Origin of the sequence: Anaerocolumna sp. AGMB13020 (genome assembly GCF_033100115.1) — a bacterium.
Classification (GTDB): domain Bacteria; phylum Bacillota; class Clostridia; order Lachnospirales; family Lachnospiraceae; genus Anaerocolumna.
The window spans coordinates 916,331-936,679 of record NZ_CP136910.1; the positions used below are offsets into that span (position 1 = coordinate 916,331).

20 protein-coding genes are annotated in these 20,349 nt (G+C 40.2%); 2 read left to right on the top strand and 18 right to left on the bottom strand.

The annotated features are described in order from the left end of the window. Window positions 1-98: 98 nt before the first annotated feature. From R2R35_RS03845 to R2R35_RS03855, 3 genes are all read right to left on the bottom strand, one after another. Complete coding sequence (locus R2R35_RS03845) at window positions 99-593, bottom strand: DUF6985 domain-containing protein (protein WP_317733176.1); 495 nt, start codon at window positions 591-593, stop codon at window positions 99-101. Between the two features lie 196 nt (window positions 594-789). Beyond that, complete coding sequence (locus tag R2R35_RS03850) at window positions 790-1,974, bottom strand: MFS transporter (RefSeq protein WP_317733177.1); 1,185 nt, start codon at window positions 1,972-1,974, stop codon at window positions 790-792. 160 nt (window positions 1,975-2,134) lie between these two features. Continuing rightward, complete coding sequence (locus R2R35_RS03855) at window positions 2,135-2,719, bottom strand: TetR/AcrR family transcriptional regulator (protein WP_317733178.1); 585 nt, start codon at window positions 2,717-2,719, stop codon at window positions 2,135-2,137. Window positions 2,720-3,104: 385 nt separating this feature from the next. Between R2R35_RS03855 and R2R35_RS03860 the strand changes: the two genes are divergently transcribed. Both R2R35_RS03860 and R2R35_RS03865 read left to right on the top strand, forming a co-directional pair. Next, window positions 3,105-5,051, top strand: a complete 1,947-nt coding sequence (locus R2R35_RS03860; RefSeq protein ID WP_317733179.1) for an oxidoreductase — start codon at window positions 3,105-3,107, stop codon at window positions 5,049-5,051. 138 nt (window positions 5,052-5,189) lie between these two features. Next, window positions 5,190-5,876, top strand: coding sequence for a DUF6198 family protein (locus R2R35_RS03865; protein ID WP_317733180.1), 687 nt, complete (start codon window positions 5,190-5,192; stop codon window positions 5,874-5,876). 119 nt (window positions 5,877-5,995) lie between these two features. Here the strand turns inward: R2R35_RS03865 and R2R35_RS03870 are convergent, their stop codons facing one another. The 15 genes from R2R35_RS03870 to R2R35_RS03940 all read right to left on the bottom strand — a co-directional run bounded on the left by R2R35_RS03870 (window position 5,996) and on the right by R2R35_RS03940 (window position 20,212). Then, window positions 5,996-6,835, bottom strand: coding sequence for an RnfABCDGE type electron transport complex subunit B (locus R2R35_RS03870; protein ID WP_317733181.1), 840 nt, complete (start codon window positions 6,833-6,835; stop codon window positions 5,996-5,998). A gap of 14 nt (window positions 6,836-6,849) precedes the next feature. Continuing rightward, window positions 6,850-7,425 carry an electron transport complex subunit RsxA gene (gene rsxA / locus R2R35_RS03875; RefSeq protein ID WP_317733182.1) on the bottom strand — a complete coding sequence of 192 codons (576 nt, stop codon included), beginning with the start codon at window positions 7,423-7,425 and terminating at the stop codon, window positions 6,850-6,852. Continuing rightward, a complete protein-coding gene (locus R2R35_RS03880; RefSeq protein ID WP_317733183.1) occupies window positions 7,425-8,177 on the bottom strand; it encodes an electron transport complex subunit E in 753 nt (250 codons plus the stop codon). Before R2R35_RS03880 ends, rsxA begins: the two co-directional genes overlap by 1 nt. Next, complete coding sequence (locus tag R2R35_RS03885) at window positions 8,174-8,800, bottom strand: FMN-binding protein (RefSeq protein WP_317733184.1); 627 nt, start codon at window positions 8,798-8,800, stop codon at window positions 8,174-8,176. Before R2R35_RS03885 ends, R2R35_RS03880 begins: the two co-directional genes overlap by 4 nt. Next, a complete protein-coding gene (locus R2R35_RS03890) occupies window positions 8,790-9,785 on the bottom strand; it encodes an RnfABCDGE type electron transport complex subunit D (protein ID WP_317733185.1) in 996 nt (331 codons plus the stop codon). The genes R2R35_RS03885 and R2R35_RS03890 overlap by 11 nt, the downstream gene beginning before the upstream one ends. A gap of 116 nt (window positions 9,786-9,901) precedes the next feature. Next, complete coding sequence (gene rsxC / locus R2R35_RS03895) at window positions 9,902-11,218, bottom strand: electron transport complex subunit RsxC (protein ID WP_317733186.1); 1,317 nt, start codon at window positions 11,216-11,218, stop codon at window positions 9,902-9,904. A 494-nt stretch (window positions 11,219-11,712) separates the two neighbouring features. After that, the gene (locus R2R35_RS03900; RefSeq protein ID WP_317733187.1) at window positions 11,713-12,354 is read right to left on the bottom strand and encodes a V-type ATP synthase subunit D; all 642 of its coding nucleotides are present in this window, start codon (window positions 12,352-12,354) and stop codon (window positions 11,713-11,715) included. A gap of 45 nt (window positions 12,355-12,399) precedes the next feature. Further along, window positions 12,400-13,776, bottom strand: a complete 1,377-nt coding sequence (locus R2R35_RS03905; protein ID WP_317733188.1) for a V-type ATP synthase subunit B — start codon at window positions 13,774-13,776, stop codon at window positions 12,400-12,402. Next, window positions 13,773-15,491, bottom strand: coding sequence for a V-type ATP synthase subunit A (locus R2R35_RS03910; protein WP_442872284.1), 1,719 nt, complete (start codon window positions 15,489-15,491; stop codon window positions 13,773-13,775). Before R2R35_RS03910 ends, R2R35_RS03905 begins: the two co-directional genes overlap by 4 nt. A gap of 77 nt (window positions 15,492-15,568) precedes the next feature. Further along, complete coding sequence (locus tag R2R35_RS03915; protein WP_317733190.1) at window positions 15,569-15,895, bottom strand: V-type ATP synthase subunit F; 327 nt, start codon at window positions 15,893-15,895, stop codon at window positions 15,569-15,571. Next, window positions 15,888-16,811, bottom strand: a complete 924-nt coding sequence (locus R2R35_RS03920; RefSeq protein WP_317733191.1) for a V-type ATPase subunit — start codon at window positions 16,809-16,811, stop codon at window positions 15,888-15,890. Before R2R35_RS03920 ends, R2R35_RS03915 begins: the two co-directional genes overlap by 8 nt. Continuing rightward, window positions 16,808-17,404, bottom strand: a complete 597-nt coding sequence (locus R2R35_RS03925; protein WP_317733192.1) for a V-type ATP synthase subunit E — start codon at window positions 17,402-17,404, stop codon at window positions 16,808-16,810. The genes R2R35_RS03920 and R2R35_RS03925 overlap by 4 nt, the downstream gene beginning before the upstream one ends. A 33-nt stretch (window positions 17,405-17,437) precedes the next feature. Then, window positions 17,438-17,920: a V-type ATP synthase subunit K gene (locus tag R2R35_RS03930; protein WP_317733193.1), complete on the bottom strand. Its 483-nt coding sequence runs from the start codon at window positions 17,918-17,920 to the stop codon at window positions 17,438-17,440. Between the two features lie 20 nt (window positions 17,921-17,940). After that, a complete protein-coding gene (locus tag R2R35_RS03935) occupies window positions 17,941-19,902 on the bottom strand; it encodes a V-type ATP synthase subunit I (protein WP_317733194.1) in 1,962 nt (653 codons plus the stop codon). After that, the gene (locus R2R35_RS03940; RefSeq protein WP_317733195.1) at window positions 19,892-20,212 is read right to left on the bottom strand and encodes a hypothetical protein; all 321 of its coding nucleotides are present in this window, start codon (window positions 20,210-20,212) and stop codon (window positions 19,892-19,894) included. Before R2R35_RS03940 ends, R2R35_RS03935 begins: the two co-directional genes overlap by 11 nt. Between the last annotated feature and the right edge of the window lie 137 nt (window positions 20,213-20,349).

Consider the following 20,349-nt stretch of genomic DNA (forward strand, 5'->3'; position numbering starts at 1 on the left):
ACTTGTTCAGGTATTGTAAAAAATACAAAATCACCAGACAACAGAAGTTATCTAGTGATTTTAATTCGTAACTAAACTGGAATTTTGTCTTTTCTCAATCAAAATGCGATATCCTTATGAGCGATTTCATCAATCTTCTCGTTTAGGTAGCGGACACCGATTCCATTATCATCATAGTCTTCACCACCCCATTTCCTTGAAAAAAGCAAATAGATAATAAGTCTGTCATCATCCATCAAGAAATCATTAGCGACTACGATTGTCTCCAATGTGACTGCCTGCAAGAGAGTTTCTTTCGTTTCAATTTCCGGCCACCATTCAGCGAATTCCTTTTCGTTATCCGGCCCCCAAGCAAAACGTTCTTCCTCATTATAGTATTTGATGAGTGCTTCAATCAGTTCTGTCTGTAACTTTGGCCATTTCTCCATAAAACACTTGAATGCCGTTCTCTGCCTATCGGTAATCTCACAACCATCTTCTCCGTGTATTAATAACTCCACATTATGTATATCTCCACCGAAATCAAGTATCTGCTTTCCAAGCCAATCACATTCATCCTCTGTTTTCAATTCGCCAAATACCGCATCCAGCATCGCTTTTACCTCCCTGTAAATTTTATTTTATAAACTTATAGCACTGATAAATGAAAAAGGACAGTACTGAATAAAAATAAGCACTTATTCAAAAACGTTCTGCTAATTTAACTTTGTCTACAGTCTGAACAGCAATACCAGAAGTACTTTCTGATATTGCTGTTTTAAGCGCTTATCTTATTTTAAGGGAATAAAATCAGGTTAATTGCTTTACACCTGTTTTTCGAAGCAGTCCTATTATAAGAATCACAGGAAATATAGTAGCTGCTAAAATACCGATTTTTAAATTATTATCAAAATAGGAGGAAGCAATCCCAACCACAGTAGGCCCTGCCGAACAGCCCAGGTCCCCTGCAAGTGCAAGAAATGCAAACATAGCAGTACCACCACCCCGTATGTTGGCAGCTGCCATACTAAACGTTCCAGGCCACAGGATTCCAACCGACAGTCCACAGATACCACAGCCAATCAGTCCCAGCACTGGAAGGGTCGATAAGGAGATCAAGAGATAGGAGCCGATGCACAAAATTACACTGTAACGCATAAATTTATTCAGATTGAGTCTTTCTCCATACCTTCCATAAATTAATCTTGAGGTTCCCATCATAATGGCAAACATCATAGGTCCTGTCAAATCTCCCAGTGTCTTGCTGACTCCCAAACCTCGTTCAGCAAAAGCAGAAGCCCACTGACTGACAGATTGTTCACTTGCACCTGCACATACCATGAAGAGCATCAGAAGCCAGAATAATTTATTCTGTACCAGAGCCTTAAATGATAGACCTCCATGCTCTCCGCTATCCAGTGATGCGATTGGAACCCGGGTAAACATGACTGCATTATAAATTGGTATCAAAGCCCATAGAACAGCCAGGTACTTCCAATGCTCCAGACCAAAGAAAGCGAAATAAATGGTGGATAGAAGTACTACTCCTACCTGTCCCCAACAATAAAAGGAATGCAGCATGCTCATAGCCTTTTCTTTGTTATCCGTTGGACAGGCCTCTACTATGGGACTGATAAGTACTTCCAGTAAACCGCCACCGGCTGCATAAATTACAACTGCTGCAAGCAGTCCGGTGAATGGGTCGGGAAAAATATCAGGAAAAATGGTAAGTGCTATTAATCCGGTAGCAGAAAGCACATGTGCAGCTACCGCTGATACCTTATAGCCAATCTTATCAATAAAACCTGCACAAACCATATCCACCAGGAGCTGTAACCCAAAGTTAATCGTAACCAGCAAGGTGATCTTGCTTAATGGAATACTGTAATTTTGCTGTAAGGTGATAAACAGTAACGGTACAAAATTGTTAACGATTGCCTGTACGATATATCCGATAAAACAAGTGCGTATCGTCTTGGTATAATCTTTTTTCATGAATGACTCCTCCTGACAACTTGTAAAGCTTAACACAAACAAATGCCAGAGGCTATGTCTTCAGCTATCTTTCTGATGTATATTATTATAATTATATTAATTGTAAACCGCTGGGATTCCCGTCCGACGATACGCTATATTGGCAGCATAACATCAAGTTCTAAGCTTTTACCTTTGGAACATATCCTAATACGGTTTCAAAAGAACGGCGGCATTCTGCCAAAATATCAAATTCACCGTTTTGCACGCACCAAAGATAGGCTATCCCTGTTAAAGAATAGACAAGGCTAGTATATAATTCTTCATTACTGCTTGCGATATTTGTAATTACATGTCTCTCCCTGGCACGTCGCAGCAAGGTCAGATACAGTTCCTTGGCCATGGCATTTTCGGCACCTAAAATGTGCTTGTCCTGCACCAGATTCTTCAGATACACCATTCTTGTAATCTCAACACCGGCATCTAAAAGTCTTTTATAATACAGTTCAATTATCTGCCACATCTGTTCCAGACACTCATCATCTGCCAGTAAGACCTGCATCATCTGTTCCACATTAATGTCAATGGTTTTAAAAAAATCCTTAATCAGATCTTCCTTGGTCTGATAATGATAATAAAAGGTGCTTTTGGCTACCTCTGACTTTTCACATATATTTTTAATGGTTACATTGTCAAAACCAGATTCTTTAAATAAATCAATCGCACACTCCAATATATGCATCCTGGTGGAGATGGATTCTTTCATGATTACCTCTCATTCCGCCAACGGCAATTTCAATCTTGTAAAAACAGAAAGACACCCTCTCTGTTTCTGATACTATGCCGAATTGCTGGCACTGACTTTGTGATTATAATACCAGATAATCCCTTATAAATCAAATAACTCTTTCAAACCTCTTCTGAAAACCGTTCTTTTTCCATATTATTTCATTTATTCGTACCATGGTACATATATTTATGAACTTATGATTGACATTTTAAATACAAAGTATTAAAATATCACCATACAGATGTTAAATTTTTATCAATGTTTATGATGTATTAATCACCAAGTTACCTCTGTGTGTATTGACACACAAGCAAAGCAATAAGGAAATTTTATTCAATACTAATACAAAAGGAGAATGAATATGAAATACGATTCACTATTTACCCCCTTTAAAATCGGTTCTATGGAGCTTAAGAACCGTATCGTACTCTCCCCTATGGGCACCAATTCCGGCAATATTGACGGGACAATTTCCGAAGATGAAATCAGTTATTTTATAGAAAGAGCCAAAGGTGGAACCGGTTTTATTATAATGGGCTGCCAGTTTCTTAATGAAGAGCTGGCACAAGGTTCTATGGAAGGTGTACTAAAGAATAATTATGTTATACCTAAATTGACCACCCTTTGTGAATCTGTTCATTTATACGGAGCAAAGATAGCAGCTCAGATCAGCTGCGGTACCGGCCGAAATGCATTCCCCAGTATGTATGGTGAACCTCCGGTATCCTCTTCTGCTATTCCTGCTACCTTAAATCCCGATTTAACTTGTCACCCTTTAACCACAGAAGAGATTAAAGAGATTATGGAGCAATTCTTTCATTCTGCAACCATTGCAAAGAAAGCCGGATACGATGCAATTGAGGTACATGCACATGCAGGTTATTTGATTGATCAGTTTATGTCCCCTGTCTGGAATATCAGAGAGGACGAGTATGGCGGCAGCCCCGAGAACCGGATGCGCTTTGCTGTGGAAATCGTTCGTTCCATCAGAAGAGCCGTAGGCAAAGACATGCCCATTCTGTTCCGAATCGCCCTGGATCATCGTTTCGAAGGTGGCAGAACTTTAGATGACAGTATGGAATTATTGAAAATATTAGAGAAAGAAGGAGTAGATGCTTTCGATATCGATGCCGGTTCCTATGAAACCATAGAATATATCTTCCCTCCCAGCTATTTAGGAGATGCCTGCATGGAATACGTCTGTACTCCTGCCAGACAAGCTGTTAAGGTTCCTTTGTTAAATTCCGGTAACCATACCCCGGAAACAGCAGTCAGACTGTTAGAAAGCGGGAACGCCGACCTTGTAATGTTTGGACGCCCTTTAATTGCTGATCCCTACCTTCCTGAGAAATTACAGAAGGGAAACAGAGAGGATGTAAGACCCTGTATCCGTTGCAATGAGGATTGTATCGGAAGAATCGTTACCAGATCCACAAAGCTTAGCTGCTCCGTTAATCCACAGGCTTGTGAAGAAGATCGCTTTACCCTAAAACCCGTAACCGCAAAGAAGAAAGTAGTTGTAGTGGGCGGAGGTCCAGGTGGACTGGAGGCAGCAAGAACTGCTGCACTTCGCGGTCTTGAGGTTGCTCTCTATGAGAAAAATGAGTTTATCGGTGGCCAATTAGCTGCTGCTGCAACTCCAAGCTTTAAACACCAGCTTTCCTCCTTGGTAGCCTGGTACAAAGTGCAGCTGGAGAAATTGGGCGTTCAGGTGAAGCTGGGTACTGAAATTACAGCAGATTCTCCTGTATTGGCTGATTGCGATTATATCGTTACTGCGACCGGTGCCGTACCTTTAACCCCTCCCGTCAAAGGTATTGACAGTGAAAATGTCGTTAATGTAATAGAAGCACATATGAAGGAGGCTAGCGTAAAAGGCAGCAATATCGTTATCTGCGGTGGTGGTTTGTCCGGTTGCGACTGCGCATTGGAACTGGCAATGGATAAGGGTAAAAAGAATGTTACCATAGTGGAAATGAAGGACACTGTTGCTTCAGAGCTGATGTTTATTACTGCTGCCGGTCTTATGAGCAAAATAAACGAATATGGTATAACCTTAAAAACAGGCTGCAAAGTATTGTCAATCGAAAAAGATGGGGTTCAGATAGAGGATAAGGATGGTAATGTTTCATTGCTGCCCGCTGATACCGTGATATCCGCCTTTGGTATGAGAAGTGAAAAACAGATATCCGAAAAAATCAAAGAAAAATATTTCGCAAAAACCCGAATAATCGGTGACTGCAGTCAGGTCAGCAAGGTGGGTTCTGCCATTCGTACAGGATTCTTTGCCGCTATGGCCATTGAATAATTAAGTTGAATTTTGCTGAAATATCATATATAATGAGCTTATAAAAGCATCTTTTCCTGTTTCTATATTAAACAGGGGAGATGCTTTTTTTCAGGGTCTATAGAAAATACCGCTGATGGCGGAGGAATGAGAGAATTCATGAAGAAACCAGTTTTTTATACAGAATTATCTTATATACTAGGAATAATATTGCTTGCTTTTGGTACTGCCATTATGGAGAAAGCAAATTTGGGAGTTTCCATGGTTGTGGCTCCCGCTTACTTAGTATTTAAGAAATTATCACTTATCTATACTTTCTTTACCTTTGGCATGGCTGAATATATGTTGCAGGCAATACTACTCCTTTTTATGGTACTGCTGCTCCGGAAGTTCCGAGTATCGTATTTATTTTCTTTTCTTACTGCAGTTTATTATGGACTTGTACTGGATGTAAGCATGAGATTAATTGCCCGGTTGGATAGACTTACGCCTGTCATGGGGATTGTCTTCTTTTCTGGTGGTTTGCTGCTTTGCGCGGCAGGTGTTGCTTTTATGTTCCATACCTATATATCACCGGAAGTATATGAATTATTTGTTAAGAAGGTATCAGAAAAATATCATATAAAGCTGTCAACTTTTAAAACGATCTATGACTGTACCAGCTGCCTCATTGGTATATTACTTTCCTTTTTATTCTTCGGCCTGTTTGAATTCGAGGGTGTAAAAGCCGGAACTGTTATCTGTGCTCTTATAAACGGCAAGCTTATTGGAATTATCAGCAATCTAATGGAAAAACATCTTGAGTTTAAGGATGCACTGCCTGCAAGGCGGTATTTCGATTATTGATGGTCAGCCTCCATAAAGTAATGTGTGCTTAATGCTGTACAGCATAACAAAGCTGCATGGTTATTGTTCATAATCATGCAGCTTTGATTGATTAATGCTATACTTATTCAGAAATCTGATTATTTGATACGAATCACTTTTACGGGGCACGCAGCTGCGCATTTTCCACAATTGGTACATTTACTGTAATCAATCAATGCCAGATTATCTGTTACATGGATGGCATCAAACTCACACTGCTTTTCACAGAGCTTACAACCGATACACCCGATAGAACACGCTTCTTTTACATCTTTTCCTTTGTTTCTGGAATTGCAGGATACCTGAGTACCTGACTCATATGGAATGATATCAATCAGATTATTCGGACATTCCTTCCTGCACATACCACATGCAGTACATTTATCCTTATCGACAACAGCAATTCCATCCACTATATGCATGGCATCAAAAAGGCAAACCTTCACACAGGAACCAAAACCCATGCAACCATAATTGCACTTCTTATCAGCATTGCCTGGCACTATAGAAGCTTTCTTACAATCCTTGATGCCGTAATAAATATAATTGAGTTTAACTTTATCACAAGTACCGGCACATTTTACAAAGGCTACTTCTTTATCCTTTACTTCTCCGGTTGTCCCCATAACCTCTGCAATCGCATTATAAGCTTCCTGATTGGCAACGGGGCAGACATCAATCTTGGCATTTCCTTCTGCTATTGCCTTGGCACAGGCATCACAGCCTGCATAACCACACCCGCCGCAATTAGCCCCCGGCAGCAGTTCTCTGACCTTTAGCTCCTTTTCATCAACTTCCACTTCAAATTTTTTTGCCGCAAAGCCCAAAAACAATCCAATGAGCAGTCCCGTTCCGCCTACAACAGCCGTGGCAGTTCCGATTAACCCAGGATCTACAGCCAGAATTCCGGCTGTACTTAACAGTACCTGTATATCCATCTAAAACCCCTCCTTTATATGATTCCGGCAAACCCAAGAAATGCAATCGCCATAAGGCCGGCAGCAATCAAAACAATTGGATAGCCTTGAAATGCCTTGGGTATATCATTATGCTGGATTCGTTCACGTACCCCCGCCATCATTACGATTATTACTGTAAAACCAACTGCTGTTCCAAAACCACTGACAATACTGGTAATGAAATCATACTCTTCCTGTACATTAATCAAAGTGATACCAAGAACCGCACAGTTGGTCGTTATAAGGGGGAGATATACTCCAAGTGAATTATAAAGGGAAGGACTATGCTTTTTCAGCACCATTTCTACAAACTGCACCAGGCAGGCTATCAGCAGAATAAAAACAATAGTTTTTAAGTATTCCAGTCCTAAAGGTTTAAGGATAAAACCGTATACAAGGCTGCAAAGAGCAGAGGATAAAGTGATGACGAATATGATAGCCGCTCCCATTCCTGCTGCTGTTCCGGTTTTTTTTGAAACTCCTAAAAAAGGACACAGTCCAAGGAATTGACTTAGTACTACGTTATTTACAAATGCTGCCGCTATTAAAACTAAGACTAACTGAACCATTACTTCTTCTCCTTTCCACCATTGTCATCTGTATTTTTATCGGTTTGTATTATATTCTCTCTACTATTAGTTCCAGCATAGCAATGGCTTCCGCTGCAGCCTGTACAACTGCTGCCACAGGAAAGATTTGAGCTTGAAGCAGAACCATTAGTTGCAGAGGGCAACTTAAATTTATTCTGTAAGGCCGTCAGGATAGACAGAACAAAGAATGCCCCCGGTGCCATTACAAAGATAGATATAGGTTTAAAAGAAGAGGGAGTTACCTGCAAACCAAAGAATGTACCTGCTCCCAATAATTCACGTATACTTCCTATCACTGTTAGCGCAAGGGCAAAACCAAGCCCCATGCCGATTCCGTCAAAAAGTGACAATCCTACAGAGTTTTTTCCTGCATAGGCTTCCGCCCTTCCCATAATAATGCAGTTTACCACAATCAATGGGATATAAATTCCTAGTTTATCATTCAAAACCGGAATATAGGCCTTAAGAATCATCTCAACAATCGTCACCATGGTAGCAATAACTACGATATAAGCCGGTATTCTGACCTTATCCGGTATTACTTTTCGAAGTACTGAAATAAGTAAATTAGAAAACATTAATACAACTGTTGTTGTAAGGCCCATATACAAGCCATTTGTTCCGGAAGTTGTTACAGCAAGGGTAGGGCACATACCAAGCATCATAATAAAGGTAGGATTTTCTTTTATAATACCGTTGATTAATCGTTCTGTGTATCTATTCTGTTTCATTGACCGGCACCTCCTATAACATACTCATTTAAATACCCTATTCCGGCATTTACCGCTTCAATAATACCATTGGAAGAAATTGTTGCACCTGATATGGCATCAACCAGGGTTCCATCACCTTCCTCAAAGGAAAAATGCTCTCCCGTCTTTCCGATATATTGTGTCCGGTATTCATTTTTCAGTTTATCAACACTTTTAGATTCATTGAAGGAGAGATACTCAAAACCGGTAATCTCATACTCAAGGCTATAACCGATAACCATTGAGATGGGAGGATTATAGCCGCCCTTCGTTGTAACTGCTATGATGTAACCAATGATATTACCATTGGAATCTATGGCCTTGCCGATTTCATTCACTTTAACCTTGCGGTAGGAGGAATCTAGCAGGCTTAAGTCCGCAGCGGCTGCAGCTTGTGTAAGTTCATCATCAGGAATGATTTCATTTGCAGCTGTATAAACCTTGGAATATGCCTCCTGTTTTTTCTCAAGCTGTCTTACAGCTATGGGACCTTTTGTCACCTCATTGGTATATGCTAGAGATAGTCCTGCTATCAAAGTAATCACAAATAAAACGAGGGCATCTTTAAACAATGAGGAACGTTTTTTTTGCTTATTTTCCACTAACAGCACGCTCCTTTCCAAAAGGTGTAGGTATCGTAACCTTTTCTATCAAAGGTACAAGGATGTTGCCAAGCAGGATGGCGTAAGAAACACCTTCCGGACTTTTTCCAAAAATACGGAATATTCCTGTTAATACACCTAATAGTACTCCAAACAAAATCTGCCCTTTTGGTGTTGTCGGGCTTGTTACATAATCGGTTGCCATAAAGAATGCTCCTAATAACAGACCACCACCAAGAATTTGCCCCGTTAAATAATTCATATCGGCTCCTTCTCCTGAAAATAAGAGAAGGAAGACAACCACTGTAAGAATATATATGACAGGAATCCTATAAGATATTACCTTTCTGAATATCAGATACAGTCCGCCAAGGATAATGGCCAGAGCGCTGGTTTCACCAATACTTCCCCCTACCGAACCAATTAATTTTTCTAATAGATTAATACTTTCACCGGATTTTAACATTTGTAAAGGTGTTGCCCCTGAAACTCCATCTGCAACTATGGCTCCATGCAATATGTAATCTGTAACTTTTGGGGAACTGATCTGCTTTACAGCAAAATCAGCCATGTTGTCAGAAAAGCTGATTAGCAGAAAAGCTCTGGCTGCAAGAGCCGGGTTCATAAAATTCTGTCCCAATCCTCCGAATACCATCTTAACGACTACAATTGCAAATATTCCGCCTAAAGCTGCCATCCAAAGTGGCAAACCTACCGGAAGGTTAAAGGCTAACAATAGACCAGTAACCACAGCACTGAAATCACTGGTAGTTACCGGCTTTTTCATAGCTCTGCAATAGATATATTCTGTCAAAAGACAGACAGTAACAGTTGTTATCAGAATAAGTAATGCGTTTAATCCGAAATTATAAATGCCAAATAAACTTGCAGGCATAAGTGCAATAACTACATCCCGCATAATATGCTTTGTTGTAATAGGGCTTCTTGTATGAGGTGCCGCAGATACATGAAATAAATCGCTCACTTTTAAATCCTTAAATCACAGGTTCTCCTGTGATATAGCCACTACCTAATAAGTGAAAGAATACTTTCGTGGCATCCTTTCGTAACTATTTTTTCTTTCACTCTGAGGTCCTAAACTTAGGCTCTCTTGCGTTTATCCAGTACTTCCTTTTTCGTCTGTATAATTGCATGGGTCAGTCCTCTTCTTGCCGGACATATATAGGAACAGCAACCGCAGGCACAACACTCCAATCCGTTATACTTAAGATATTCCTCTTCATCCGAACGCATAGCAGCTTCTGCGATTTTATAAGGCATCAGCTGCAAGGGACATTTAGTGATACAACGACCGCATCGAATGCAGGCAGATTCCTCCACCGCTGCCTCATCTTTTAAAAATCCAAGCAAAGAGGAAGTTGTTTTTGTAACCGGTATATCGAGATTAAAGAGCGGAACACCCATCATAGGTCCTCCCAAAATTACCTTTTCTGGTTGGGCGCTGAAGCCCCCTGCTGCCTCCAAAACCTCCACATAACTGGTTCCTGTTCTGACTCTTAGATTTACCGGGGTATTCACTGCATCTCCCGATACGGTTATTATCTTTTCAATAAGGGGTATCTGCCTTGCAACAGCATTATATACAGATATTATGGTGTATACATTATCTACAATACAACCTACATCAGCTGGTAGCTTTTTTGAATTCAATTTTCTTCCTGTTACGGAGTAAATTAAATGACGTTCACCGCCCTGCGGATATTTTGTGGCTAAACTCCTGACCTCTATATTATTTTCCTTTGCAGCCAGCTCCGTTAATATTCTGATAGCCTCCGGTTTGTTATCTTCGATGGCTATTATTCCTTGAGCCTTATTATATAGTTTCAAAAGTATTTGCAGCCCATTGATTATTTTTTCCGGTTCCTCTAACATCAGACGGTAATCTGAGGTCAGATAAGGCTCACACTCCGCACCGTTTACTATCAGATAATCAATTTTAGTTTCCTCTGCACTTAACTTTACATGTGTCGGAAAACCTGCTCCTCCCAATCCGACGATTCCAGCTGCTTTAATCTGATTTCTGATCTCTTCTTTTGAGAGTTTTTCATAATCCTGTTCCACGCCAAAATTTTCAACTGATGTATATGTATGATCATTCTCCACAATAACAGCTTCATCAAATCTTCCAGCGGAAGTCAATCGCTTTTCAATGGCTTTTACAGTACCTGAAACCGAGCTGATTACATTGGCCGAAACAAATCCTGGGGCTTCACCTAAAATCTGCCCAACCAGTACTTTATCACCTTTGGCCACTATCGGTTTGGCCGGAGCTCCTATATGCTGTGCCATGGGAAACACCAACTCCCCTTTGGTTGCATGAACTGTTATGGGTTTATCCATTGTGAAAGCTTTGCCGTCATAGGGATGGATTCCGCCCAAAAATGATTTTTTGCCCATATTAGTATTCCCTCTTTCTCATTATGATTTGAATCATGTTAAAATAAAAACGAAGTTGTTCATTTTTAGCATACAATTTTAATTATAGCACAAAATGTTCAATTTTTACAGTCTTTTAGAGTAAATTTTATAAAAATAAGTCAACTAACTTTTACTTAAATATCTTAAATTTGAATGCCTTGAGAATTAGAGGATTAATAATGAATACTTATTATATTCCTCTGATTTTCTGACCTCTAAAATAATGTCACTACCACATATTCGATAATAATATTACTATTTTTTCCATCCACAAAGCTTTTAGTCTTGTTATTCCTTTAACAAAATATTTATTGTACGATTCTGTAAACTTTAATTAAATTGCGTATACAGTTTGCCAAAAGTCATAACTTCTTTAAATCTTGGCTTTCATATTAAACAGGCTTATATATCAATCTCTAATTTAAAAAAGATGTCTCAAAACCATGAATCCTGTTTTGAAACATCTCTTTCTGTTATTCTACGGCTGCCTGGGATTTTATTTTATTTTTTACTTTAATAAGTCTAACCAGATTACCTCGTTCATTTTCATCCAGCTTCATCTGAATATATCGGATACTCTCTTTAAGCTGTGGAATTGTCATAAATTCAAGGGCATTTACCCTTCTTCGAATTTTCTCAATCTCGTTTGCTAATAATTCACAAGCTTTTTCCATTTCTGCAAGCTTTATAATTTCTTCCATCATGGAATGACATTTACGTATGGAGACATCAAGCTCACTGCTGGTATAAGAGAAGCTGTAAGGATAATGAATATCTTCCTTTGCCAGTGTATAATCAAAGGCAGGAACTCGAACACCCATTATGGATTTTTCAGATGCTTTTAAAGCTGCCATACTCCCGGAAGCCATTAAAGCTTCTTCCAGAAATTCCGGAGAGATTTCTGCTCCTACAAGAGAAAAATCCTGATATAAACCTGTAAATTGCTTTGTGAGTACTAACCGTAGTCTCCTGCTCTCATTTAAAAGTTCAATAAAACGGTGCACAAGTTCATCCTGTTTACCTTTCAGCAGCTCATGTCCCTGTTTTGCCGTCGTAAGTTTCGACCTAAGTTCCGCTAACTCCATCCGGTTCGGATTCACATTCAATCTTTCCATGCCTGCTACACCTCTTTCTTATCTGCTTTCTCCGCTTTTGTTCTCTTAAGAATTTCCGGGTAGGTACTTCTCAATGAACTTTTCTTTTACACGTTTCAGTTCAGATTTCGGAAGCATGGATAACAATTCCCAACCAATATCAAGTGTTTCCTCGATGCTCCTGTTAACGCTGAATCCTTGCGCCACATATTTGCTTTCAAAGGCATCTGCAAATTTAGCATATATCTTATCGGTATCGGACAGGGAGGATTCACCAAGAATTGCCGAGAGCTCCCTGGCTTTCTTTCCCTGCGCATATGCGGAAAATAACTGATTCATGGTATCCGCATGATCTTCACGGGTCTTATCTGCTCCGATTCCTTTATCCTTTAATCGAGACAGGGATGGCAGAACATCTACCGGCGGCCAAATGTTTTTTCGATACAATTCACGATTAAGTATTATCTGGCCTTCCGTAATGTATCCTGTCAGGTCTGGTATAGGATGAGTCTTATCATCTTCTGGCATGGTCAATACCGGTATCTGAGTGATGGAACCCTTTCTGCCCTTGATCTTACCAGCGCGTTCATATAGATTTGCAAGATCTGTATACATATATCCGGGGTATCCGCGCCTTCCGGGTACCTCCTTTCTGGCCGCCCCTACCTCACGAAGAGCTTCACAGTAATTCGTAATATCTGTCATGATAACCAGCACATGCATATCCTTCTCAAAAGCAAGATACTCTGCCATGGTAAGTGCCATTCGTGGCGTTGAAAGACGTTCAATAGCAGGATGATCGGCAAGGTTTACGAACATAACCGTTCGCTGAAGAGCACCGGTATTCTTGAAATCCTGAATAAAATATTCCGCTTCTTCAAACGTTATACCGATGGCGGCGAAAACTACAGCAAAATTTGTATCATTCCCTCTAACCTTAGCCTGTCTTGCTATCTGTGCTGCCAATTCCTTATGAGGAAGTCCGGAAGCTGAGAACACAGGAAGCTTTTGCCCCCTAACCATTGTATTTAAGCCGTCAATTGAGGATATTCCTGTCTGAATAAACTCAGAAGGGTAGTCTCTGGCTACAGGGTTGATTACAACTCCATTGATGTCCATGTACTTATCGGGATGTATCTTAGGTCCATCATCAATGGGCCTTCCCATTCCATCGTAAATACGTCCAAGCATATCCATGGATACACCAAGCACCTGTGGTTTCTCCAGAAAACGTACGGAGCTCTCTTCCATTAGAATTCCGTCTGCTCTTTCAAAGAGCTGAACCACAGCACTTTTTTCATTAATTTCCAGAACACGTCCCTGTCTGATTTCTCCGCTTTGCGTCCTAACCTCAACCATCTCATCATAACGGACATTTTCAACCTTCTCTACTACCATAAGAGGCCCAACAATTTCCGATATGGTACGATATTCTTTTATCATTTCCTGCCACCTCTTTCGTTGATAAGGTTATCCATCTCCAAGTTGATTTGATTCTTGAGTTTCAGAAATTTTTCTGGTTTGCTCTCTGGAATTTCCTTCATACGTCCCAATTTTTCCCTTACCGGAAGTTTCAATATTTCTTTCAGATAAACCCCTGCACTCAATGCCTCCTTTGACAGCTTATAGAACTCAAGGATTGTCTGAAGCATCTTAAATTGCTTGTCGAGAGTAGTATATGCATCTTCTTCAACAAATGCGTTCTGTTGAAGGAAATCTTCTCTAAGGGATTTTGCAACCTCTAGCTTTAACTGATCTTCCTGGGAAAGTGAATCATATCCAACCAGTCTTACAATATCATTCAGCCGGCTTTCTTCCTGCAACAGAGCAAGGGCTGCCATCTGGCATCTTGAATAGTCAGTGTCAACATTTGCATTCAACCAGTCAGTGAGTCCGGAAGTATATAAACTGTAAGAAGAAAGCCAGTTAATAGCAGGAAAATGCCTCGCATAAGCAAGTGATGCATCTAGTCCCCAGAATACCTTAACAATACGAAGGGTGGCCTGGGTAACCGGTTCCGAGAGGTCACCGCCGGGAGGAGAAACCGCTGCGATAACTGTCAGTGTTCCTGTTCTCTTATCCTGTCCCAGACATACAACTTCCCCGGCTCTTTCATAAAACTCTGCCAACCGGGAGCCTAGATAAGCTGGATAACCTTCTTCACCTGGCATCTCTTCCAGTCGCCCGGACATTTCCCTTAAGGCTTCTGCCCATCTGGAAGATGAATCTGCCATCAGCGCTACGGAGAATCCCATATCTCTGTAATACTCAGCTATTGTTATACCGGTATAGATGGATGCCTCTCTTGCCGCAACAGGCATATTAGAGGTATTTGCAATTAACACGGTACGTTTCATGAGGGATTCTCCGGTTTTCGGATCAATCAGCTCTGGGAACTCATTTAATACATCCGTCATTTCATTACCGCGCTCACCGCATCCTACATATACAACAATATCAACATCTGCCCATTTTGCAATCTGATGCTGAACTACAGTCTTTCCGCTTCCGAAGGGACCGGGTACGCAAGCTGTTCCTCCTTTTGCTACCGGAAAGAAGGTGTCAATAACCCTCTGTCCGCTTACCAAAGGCCTCTCCGGCATCATTTTCCGGGCAACCGGGCGTCCTCGGCGAACGGGCCATCTCTGAAGCATGCAGACATTGATGGTGGAACCGTCTTCCTTTTCAACCACTGCAACAGTTTCTTCGATCGTAAATTCACCTGCTGCAATGCTCTTTATGATACCTGCGATACCTTTTGGTATCATAATCTTATGTTGAATAATATTATTTTCCTGAACCAAACCTATAATATCTCCCTGGCGCACCTGATCTCCAATTGCAGCCACAGGTTCAAAGTTCCATTTCTTCGTTTTGTTTAGTGAATCTACATGCACACCTCGATTAATAAAATCTCCGGACTTTTCAAGAATTTTATCCAATGGTCTTTGAATTCCGTCAAACATGGATTCAAGTAATCCAGGCCCAAGTTCAACACTTAAGGGCTCACCCTCACCATACACTGACTCTCCCGGTCCTAACATAGAGGTCTCTTCGTACACCTGAATGGAAGCTCTGTCTCCACGCATTTCAATGATCTCACCAATCAAATGTTTCTCGGAAACAGTTACCATATCATATATTTTAGCAGTATTCATACCTTTGGCTATGACCAAAGGGCCCGCAACACTTGTAACTGTGCCTAATCTCAAATTGTACCGCTCCTCTCTCTATCTTAATTTTCCGGCTGCAGTATATCTACTCCTACTGCACGTTCTACATTCTGTTTCATAAGTTTCTCAGCAATCCCAAGGGCAGCATCCCCGGAAGGTATAATCATTACTGCCGGTAATACTTCCTTTCGATAATGCTCCAAGGTTTCAAGCAGATATTGTGCTGCCTGCTCTGTTATAAGAATAACGGCATACCCTTCTTTTGCCAAACGATTGATAAGCTTCTGATTTTCCAAGGCCTCTGTTACATCAACTCCAAATACCTCTACTCCGAAAGCTTTAAATATTAACACGGATTCACGATCTCCGACTACTGCCATCTTATACATAGCTCTCACCCAGCTTTCTGATAAGTGTCGTATTGGATATCTTTTTTGCCTTACAGGTAAGAAGTAGCCTGATCTGACGAAGTTCATTTTCTTTTGCCATCAGGTATGCGTAGACAATTTCTGCACCATAGGTTATAAGCTTCGCTTTTTTTAATTGTTCTATAAGCGCTCCTTGAAGCAATACTTCCATTTCCGAAAAATTATGATACACTTCATAACTTTCCAATCCCTTTTTTATTTCCTTATTACAGTATTTATAGGTAAAGGCGGCAATTATAGCAGACAGTGGAAGACTGAAGCAGCGTAAAAACAAATCTCTGTCAAGATTTCCACCTTCTATCAGGCATAATTCAAGAAGCGCCAAATCCTTATGCATTTCCCTGACTCTTAACATCGCTTTGATATTATAAAAATCAATCTGCATCCCTATATGCTCCATAATGAGACTACTTCCTATTTTTTGAGCTAGCTGCCTCATATATTCAAACATATGCTTATCAAGGATTATCTCCCGTTTCTGATTATCCTCGGTTGCCTCCAATACCTTTCCCATTATTTCTTTCAGTTCACCAGGTAATTGTATATTATCTGATTGTGTCTGTCCGGTTTTTAGTGTATAACGAATGGCATGAAAGTGATAAGGCGCTTCAATCAGCTCAATCACTTCTTTATGGGGGCTTACCTCATACATCTGTCCGATAACCCTGCTCCACTCATTCTTTAGACACTCTTCTGCCTGATCCAGACTGCTAACTGTAGTCATGCTGTAATCATTGCCTTGGGAAAGTCCTTTCAGGATATCTGAAAAGCTGTCCATTGCCACTAGATTATCCAGTTTAGTTCGTTTCAAAAGTTTATTTTCAAGGGTTCTAATATAACTTGAAGCAGTTATAAAATCGGTATCCTTCAACTTCATTTCCCCTTTCCATATAGAATTTCCAGTACCTCACCTTCTGCGTCCTGCCGTATAATATCTATCCAGGTCTCAAAGGTATAGTTCTCTACCACTCCATTTTTCATCAGGATAAATCCGCCTCCAATAGGCCGGTATTGGATATCTGACAGAACACCGCTGCTTTCGCTGATTTTGTTGAATAATTCCTTTATGGCTTTATCATTTTCCTCCGTATTATATTTTTCAGGAAGAAAGATTTCATAACCTTTTAAATCCTTCCCGGAGAGGGTATGTCTCAAATACTTTATATACTCCTCCAGGCTTAAATCTTTTAGTCTTCTCAATGCTTCATGGAATACATTGTCTAACTGCTTCTGCTTAACGAACAGGTTCTTATCCCTGATTTCCATCTCTTTTTCCGCAATGACTCTGCGGTATATTTCCTCTGCTTTTCTTTCAGCCTCTTGCTTGATTTTCTCACAATAAATATTATTTTTTCCAGCCTCATCTTCAAGCTCCACGCTTATTTTATCCAACGCCTGTTTAATAATATCTTCCGCCTGTAATTTTGCATCCTCTATTATTTTGTGGGTTAAACTTTCTAAACTACCCAATTTTTCACTCCCTTTCAGCACATGGCAGGTTTATTATTTCGGATAGGTAACAAATAACATGATGATAGATGCAACAAAACCTAAAATAGCGTATGTTTCAACGATAGCAGCAAGAATAATACCCTTTGTGTTATGCTCAGGATTTTTTGCAAGAATCTGCATACCAGCTGCTGATACTTTACCCTGTGCAATACCGGATAAAAGACCAGCTAAGCCTACCGGAAGACCAGTAAAGAGTAAATAGAGTCCCTGACCCATCGTCGGTTCATTACCAAGTTGTAAAAGTACAAGAAAGCCGATAATAAAGCCGTATAACCCCTGTGTTCCGGGAAGCAGCTGCAGAATCAATGCCTGACCAAATTTTTCAGGTTCCTCGGTTATAATACCGGCAGCTGCCTGTCCTGCCAGACCGCATCCTTTCATGGAACCAATACCCGCTAATACTACTGCAAATACCGCACCCATAGCAGCAAAAATAAATCCACCGTTTTCTAAAAAATAGTTCGCAATCGTCATTATTTAATCCTCCAGATAAATTATTTTTTAATTGTAATATTTTTATTTTCTATTTTGAACGGACGGTAAGCTTTTCCTCCTCCGTTATAGAATTTACCAAAAAACTCTACGTACTGAAGCCTGCAACTATGAACATAAGCCCCCAGCAAGGATAACCCAAAATTCAGAGACTGACCGAACACTGCTACGACTGTACCAAATAGTATCCTACCTATGGTTCCTGGTATAAGACCGGACAATAAATTAAAGGAATAGGCAATATAAGCACCCGATAAACCAAGAGCTACAATTCTGGTGTAGGATACAATATCTCCGATATAACTACTAAGACCATACACCCCATACAGACCGCCACCAATTTTTCCTCCGATTGATTTACTGCTTCTGCCCTGTGTTGCTGCCAGCCCTACAATACACGCACCAAAGAACATCCCATATATCTTAGCGGTTCCAAAGTTCATAATACCGGCACCTCTTAATAATAACAAGATACCGCTGGACAGTGTTAATATCCATAAAACAGAATCACAGATTATTCCAGCGTAATCCTTTTGCTTATAACAGTTAAGCGCTTTCATGACCAAACCACTGAAAATATGAATCACACCAATAGCCATTGACAATACCAGCATGATTACAATATCAGACTGTGTATCAAGAATCGCCTTATGACCTCCCCCCTTCACCGGAATCGGTGCAAAAAAGGTCAAGCCAAACATACTTCCATATAGAATCCCGCCAAATATGACAGCAATCCCCAGGTAGAAAAACAGCTGAATAGATTTCCTTCTCTTTTCATCCATATCCACAAATTTTAAGATACAAAAGCAGGCAGCTGTCAGCAAGATTCCGTAACCGGCATCACCAACCATCATCCCGAAAAACACAAGGTAAAATACTGCCAAAATTCCTGTGGGATCCAGTTCATTGTATCTGGGTAAACTAAACATCTCTGTAATACTCTCAAAAGCAGCAAATAATCCCTTATTCTTTAGCTTGACCGGAACCTCCAAATCCTCACTGTCAACTTCCTCAACATTTATATAGTATTTACCAGTAATTACCGTCTCAAGGATTTCCTTCAGTTCTTCTAAATTCTCCTCCGGAATCCATCCCTCCATATAAACAATAGCGTTGCTGTTCAGAAAATTATTTACTACTGCATCACGACTCAAACAGGTAGTAATAGCATCTTTCTCAATTAATACTTTATCATAGTCAGCTCCAAACTTTTGCAGTTCTTCCTTGCAAAGTTCGATTTCTTCCTGGATTATATTCATTCGCTCCTGGTTTGATTGTATTAATTCTACCGGCTTTTTCTCATATACAAGGTCGAGGATTGTTATTGCATGCTGATTCAGATAATCTCTAACCTCATTGCTTTGCTCTGCCGAATTAACAAACAAATAAACCACTTCCTGTTTTATTCTGCCTAACTTTTCCAAATAGGCTTCCGGGAACTCTTTTTCCAGTTCTTCTAATTCCTCTTGGTTATCTCCCCGAACGGATAACAGAACCGCATAAAACTTACTCAATTTCTTAAGTTCAGAAACCGGAAATTCCAAGAACGCATAAGGCTCTAACTGTGTATTTTCAGTCTTTCGTTTTGCATATTCCTGAGATAAGCTATCTTTTCTGTCCAATATACTCCTTACTGCTTTATGGAGTTCTTCTAATTCTGTATTATCAAGGTAAGAACAACATTCTTCATAGGTAATCTGGAGCCGCTTATCTGTGAGTTTCTTTTTCGGTACATAAGGATTCAGTGCCTTTATGGTATTCTCAACGACTGTTTTATGTTCTGTCAGTTTCGTTTCCCCTATCGGTACTGCTTTTGACAGAAAAAGATACTCTGTAGGAAGACTACTCAGCTCCAACTCTTTAAAGTGAATGTTTCCTGCTTTTTGAAACTCCTTCAATACAACTTCACGAACATCTTTGAAGGTGATGATCGTTAATTTCTTCATTTTTTCAACTGCCATACGTTAATACCCTCGTTATTATTTGATTAACAGCTTCTTCTACCGCTTCTTTGGGCGGATTGTCCAGTTTTTCATAAACAGATTGATTGCTGGCTTCCAATTGGAGTCCTTTGGCTTCTGCTTCTTGTTCTGCTTTTTTTAATACTTCAACTCTCCTTTCCAATGCAGCTTCCAACAGCTGCATATTTTTTTGCTTTTCGGATGTTCTTTTTTCCTTTACCAGTCTTGCTGCCTCCTGCTTTGCTTCCTCTGCAATGGCAAGTGCCTGCTCTTCCGCTTCTTTGATTGCTGCAAGAGTTTCAATTGACATAGAATCACTCCTTACTATTATTATTGTTTATGGTTAAAAAAAAACTGCATTCTAAGCATCATGAGCTTCTCCCCCTATTAGCTCCGATGACTTGAAAACAGTTTCCTGTCCAACCGATTGATGTCAGTATTATTTGA

Excerpts from the sequence above, each read along its gene's own strand:
- R2R35_RS03845 (WP_317733176.1), bottom strand. The coding sequence starts at position 593 with ATGCTGGATGCGGTATTTGGCGAATTGAAAACAGAGGATGAATGTGAT.
- R2R35_RS03850 (WP_317733177.1), bottom strand. The coding sequence starts at position 1,974 with ATGAAAAAAGATTATACCAAGACGATACGCACTTGTTTTATCGGATAT.
- R2R35_RS03855 (WP_317733178.1), bottom strand. The coding sequence starts at position 2,719 with ATGAAAGAATCCATCTCCACCAGGATGCATATATTGGAGTGTGCGATT.
- R2R35_RS03860 (WP_317733179.1), top strand. The coding sequence starts at position 3,105 with ATGAAATACGATTCACTATTTACCCCCTTTAAAATCGGTTCTATGGAG.
- R2R35_RS03865 (WP_317733180.1), top strand. The coding sequence starts at position 5,190 with ATGAAGAAACCAGTTTTTTATACAGAATTATCTTATATACTAGGAATA.
- R2R35_RS03870 (WP_317733181.1), bottom strand. The coding sequence starts at position 6,835 with ATGGATATACAGGTACTGTTAAGTACAGCCGGAATTCTGGCTGTAGAT.
- rsxA (WP_317733182.1), bottom strand. The coding sequence starts at position 7,425 with ATGGTTCAGTTAGTCTTAGTTTTAATAGCGGCAGCATTTGTAAATAAC.
- R2R35_RS03880 (WP_317733183.1), bottom strand. The coding sequence starts at position 8,177 with ATGAAACAGAATAGATACACAGAACGATTAATCAACGGTATTATAAAA.
- rsxC (WP_317733186.1), bottom strand. The coding sequence starts at position 11,218 with ATGGGCAAAAAATCATTTTTGGGCGGAATCCATCCCTATGACGGCAAA.
- R2R35_RS03900 (WP_317733187.1), bottom strand. The coding sequence starts at position 12,354 with ATGGAAAGATTGAATGTGAATCCGAACCGGATGGAGTTAGCGGAACTT.
- R2R35_RS03905 (WP_317733188.1), bottom strand. The coding sequence starts at position 13,776 with ATGATAAAAGAATATCGTACCATATCGGAAATTGTTGGGCCTCTTATG.
- R2R35_RS03910 (WP_442872284.1), bottom strand. The coding sequence starts at position 15,491 with ATGAATACTGCTAAAATATATGATATGGTAACTGTTTCCGAGAAACAT.
- R2R35_RS03915 (WP_317733190.1), bottom strand. The coding sequence starts at position 15,895 with ATGTATAAGATGGCAGTAGTCGGAGATCGTGAATCCGTGTTAATATTT.
- R2R35_RS03920 (WP_317733191.1), bottom strand. The coding sequence starts at position 16,811 with ATGAAGTTGAAGGATACCGATTTTATAACTGCTTCAAGTTATATTAGA.
- R2R35_RS03930 (WP_317733193.1), bottom strand. The coding sequence starts at position 17,920 with ATGACGATTGCGAACTATTTTTTAGAAAACGGTGGATTTATTTTTGCT.
- R2R35_RS03935 (WP_317733194.1), bottom strand. The coding sequence starts at position 19,902 with ATGGCAGTTGAAAAAATGAAGAAATTAACGATCATCACCTTCAAAGAT.
- R2R35_RS03940 (WP_317733195.1), bottom strand. The coding sequence starts at position 20,212 with ATGTCAATTGAAACTCTTGCAGCAATCAAAGAAGCGGAAGAGCAGGCA.